The sequence below is a fragment of the Mailhella massiliensis genome, assembly GCF_020741395.1.
Classification (GTDB): domain Bacteria; phylum Desulfobacterota; class Desulfovibrionia; order Desulfovibrionales; family Desulfovibrionaceae; genus Mailhella; species Mailhella massiliensis_A.
In genome coordinates this window covers 1-3,248 of the sequence record NZ_DYZA01000042.1, presented here as the reverse complement: position 1 = coordinate 3,248, position 3,248 = coordinate 1, and the positions used below count along the sequence as shown (strand labels likewise).

At 59.5% G+C, this 3,248-nt stretch carries 2 protein-coding genes and 1 pseudogene; all 3 read right to left on the bottom strand.

The features are described from left to right. On the bottom strand, positions 1-808 hold an 808-nt coding region (locus tag K8W16_RS02375), incomplete at its 3' end, for a DUF2156 domain-containing protein (RefSeq protein WP_304120829.1). Further along, on the bottom strand, positions 805-2,226 hold the full coding sequence (locus tag K8W16_RS02370; RefSeq protein ID WP_304120828.1) for an MATE family efflux transporter: 1,422 nt from the start codon (positions 2,224-2,226) through the stop codon (positions 805-807). The genes K8W16_RS02370 and K8W16_RS02375, both read right to left, overlap by 4 nt. A gap of 299 nt (positions 2,227-2,525) precedes the next feature. After that, positions 2,526-3,248, bottom strand: a pseudogene (locus tag K8W16_RS02365) (diaminopimelate decarboxylase); the annotation flags it as partial.

Here is a 3,248-nt window from a genome sequence, read left to right as displayed (position 1 = left end):
TATCCTGCTCCCGGTTGATAAGGGAAACACCCCGTGCGGAGTGGTTGACGAAGGAATGGTTTATGGCCTGATAGACGCCTTTGAGCTCCGCCTGCACCTTTTCAAAATGCACGACCATCATGTCCCCTACTTTTTCACCCACGGCAAAAGCCCCTATCTTATCCTCCACATACAAGGCGCCCCCCACGAGGCCGGGCAGACGGTCCCAGTTGCCCACCACGCGGAAAATGGCCTCGTTTTCCGCCTGGAGCGAAGGGCTGTTCTCACAGTCCCGCCATTTGCACCATTCTTCCTGAAGCTGAAGGACATGCTCGATGCCGTCGGGGTTGGAAGCCTCGCCGAGGGGACGGTAGTCCTCGCCATAGCGGCGGTGATAGCCGTTGACGTGCGTTTTCTTCTTGTGGAACTTCGGCCCGGGCAGTTCGGCAAGTTCGTCGCGGTCGTACAGGTATTCCCACTGATCGCGATCCTCCACCACCGTCACGCGGCCGCCAAGTGCATCCGACACGGCTGCGGCAAGTTTCTCCGGCGCGCGGATAAGCTCCACTCCCCGGCGTATTTCCGGCTGCATGGCCCACTCCGCCTCCGCCCAGGCCCCCACAGGCGCCCAGTAACGAAGATACGGTTTTGTCTGGCATATCCAGCAGAGATTCTCGCGCAGGGAAAGCCCCAGCCCGAAATACTCGGCCCAGCCCCAGAGGTTGGTGAAGGTCAGATCCGCCGTAGGCTGCGGCGTACGCTCGAAATAGCGCCGATAGTCGTCATAAAGGTCGAGAGTAAGCGGAATGTATCCGGCAGGCAGGTTCATGCCTTCTCCTTATGCTTGAAATGGGAAGAGTGAGCGCCCATGGCGAACCGCGTCCAGTCCTTGCGGAAGAACACCCAGACCATGGCGGAAGTCTGGATGGACATGGAAAGGAACATGGCCATGTACACGCCGCAGGCATCATGGAAAACAAGGCGGGAAAGGCCCCAGCCGAACGGCAGGCGGATGAGCCAGATGCTCGCGGTATTGACGATGAGCGGGTATATGGTGGCTCCCGCGCCGTTCATCACGCCGTGCAGCACCAGCCCGGACACGGTAAAGGGTACCACCAGCACATTGTAGAAAAGATAATTCACGATCTGCGTCTGAACAGCGCCCTCCATGGAAAAAAAGGCGGCAAGATCGGGAATGAAAGGCCACATGCAGGCAGCCACGGAACTCATGGAAATGCCGGAAATCAGGAAAAGCACCACACCTATGCGCTTCGCTCCGGCTTTGTCCCCCGCCCCCAGGGCGTTGCCCACCAAAATGGAGGCTGTGACCATGAAGGCGTTGGCGGGCATGTAGAGCAGGGACTCGATGCGGTTGCCCGCCGTGAGCCCGGCGAGAGCCTCCACACCGTCGGGGAGCGACGCGGTGATGGCGTACATGACAAGGTAGCCCGTATGCCAGAGAAGGCTGTTGCCGCAGGCCGGAACCGCCACTTTGACGAGATAGGGAGCCCCACTCCGCAGCCAGCGCAGAGGCGGCAGCAGATGGCGGCTTATCAGCCCGCCCCTTTTCAGAAAAAGCAGGGTAAGCACGGCTGCCAGAGCGTTGGCGCTGAAAGTGGACCAGGCTATTCCCGTCATGCCCAGAACCGGAAAACCCAGCCAGCCCAGGCCGAAGCATAAATCGCCGAACACATTGAGCAGACATGCGGCCACGGCCACCAGAAGCGGCGCAATGACCTGCCGCGCCGCACGAAAAAGCGTGCCCCCCACCTGCATAACGTAGAAGGCAGGCAGCCCCATGAGCATGATGCTCACCATATAATCCGTCGCAGGAAGAAGCAACGGCGGCGTTTGCAGCACAAAAAGCACCGGCGCGCGGAAAATCCAGGTAAGAAGCGCGAGAACGCAGGCCACAGCCACGCAACTTGCAAGCACAAGGCCCACATAATTCTGCGCACGCATAAAGCGCCCCGCGCCCATGGACTGACTCACCGCAGCCATACCGCCCGCGCCCAGGGCCCAGCCGAACACCATGAGAAAGACCTGAAGCTGGAAGGAAAGGCCTACGGCGGCCTGCACGTCTGAAGAAACGCGCCCTGCAGCCCAGATATCCGTAAGGTTCACGATGATGCTGCAAAAAAGCATCATCATCTGCGGCCAGACAAGCCCCCAGATGGTACCGAAGGGCACCTCTCGGAGCCATGCGCCGAAACGCAGGGAGGAAAGGAAGGAAAACAATGCGGACATGGGCAGAAGATAACGCGATACTGCCCCCTGACAAGGGGAAAAGAACAAAATTTCACACCGATTGCAAAACCGTGCGTTGCGTTGCCGAGGAAAAAATGAAGATAAAACACGCTGTTCCGCTGCGCGCATATTCACGGCGCATGAAACGCCGGGACTTCAACAGGAAGGACGGCGAACAATGCCGGGAGCTCCATGCCCCCGTGAAAAACGGAAAAAAGGGCCGCACAAGGCGGCCCCTTCCTTCCGCGCCGCACGCGCTGCGGACACGTTTTTTTCTGTCAAAAACGCGGATTTCCGCTTCAGACTTCCTCTTCCGACACGAAAAGAGCCGTCAGATCATCCAGCGTTTCCCTGCGGCGGATAAGCCTTGCCCTGCCGTCCGCCCCAATGAGCACTTCGGCAGGCCGCGTGCGCTGATTGTAGGTGGAGGCCATGACCCAGCCGTAGGCTCCCGCGTCCAGCATGGCGATGATATCGCCCTGCTCCACAGGAGGAAGCGCGCGGTCTTTGGCAAGGATATCGCCGGATTCACAGATGTTGCCCACAACGGTCTGTTCCATGGTCTCGGCGCAGGGCTCGCCGTTTTCACGGTAGATTTCCACATCGTGGAAGGCGTCGTACAGCATGGGACGGGCAAGGACGGTGAAGCCTATGTCGGTACCCACGAAACGATGGGGGCCGTTGTTCTTCACGGCATGCACGGTGCCGAGCACCACGCCGCATTCGGCCACCACATAACGGCCGGGCTCAATGAAGAAGCGGCCTTTGTAGCCCGTGGACTCCGCCCACTCCGAAAGACGCCCGTGAATGGCGCGCCCGAGGGCCTCCATGTCCATGCGGCTCTGCCCTTCATACTTGTGATAGGGCATGCCGAAACCGCCGCCGAAGTCGATGATCTCCAAAGGATAGCCCAGGTTAAGCAGCTTTTCCGCCATGGCAAGCAGAATGTTCATGGCGGCAAGATACGGCCCTTCCTCCATGAACAAAGAACCGATGTGCTGATTCACGCCCACCAGCTGAAT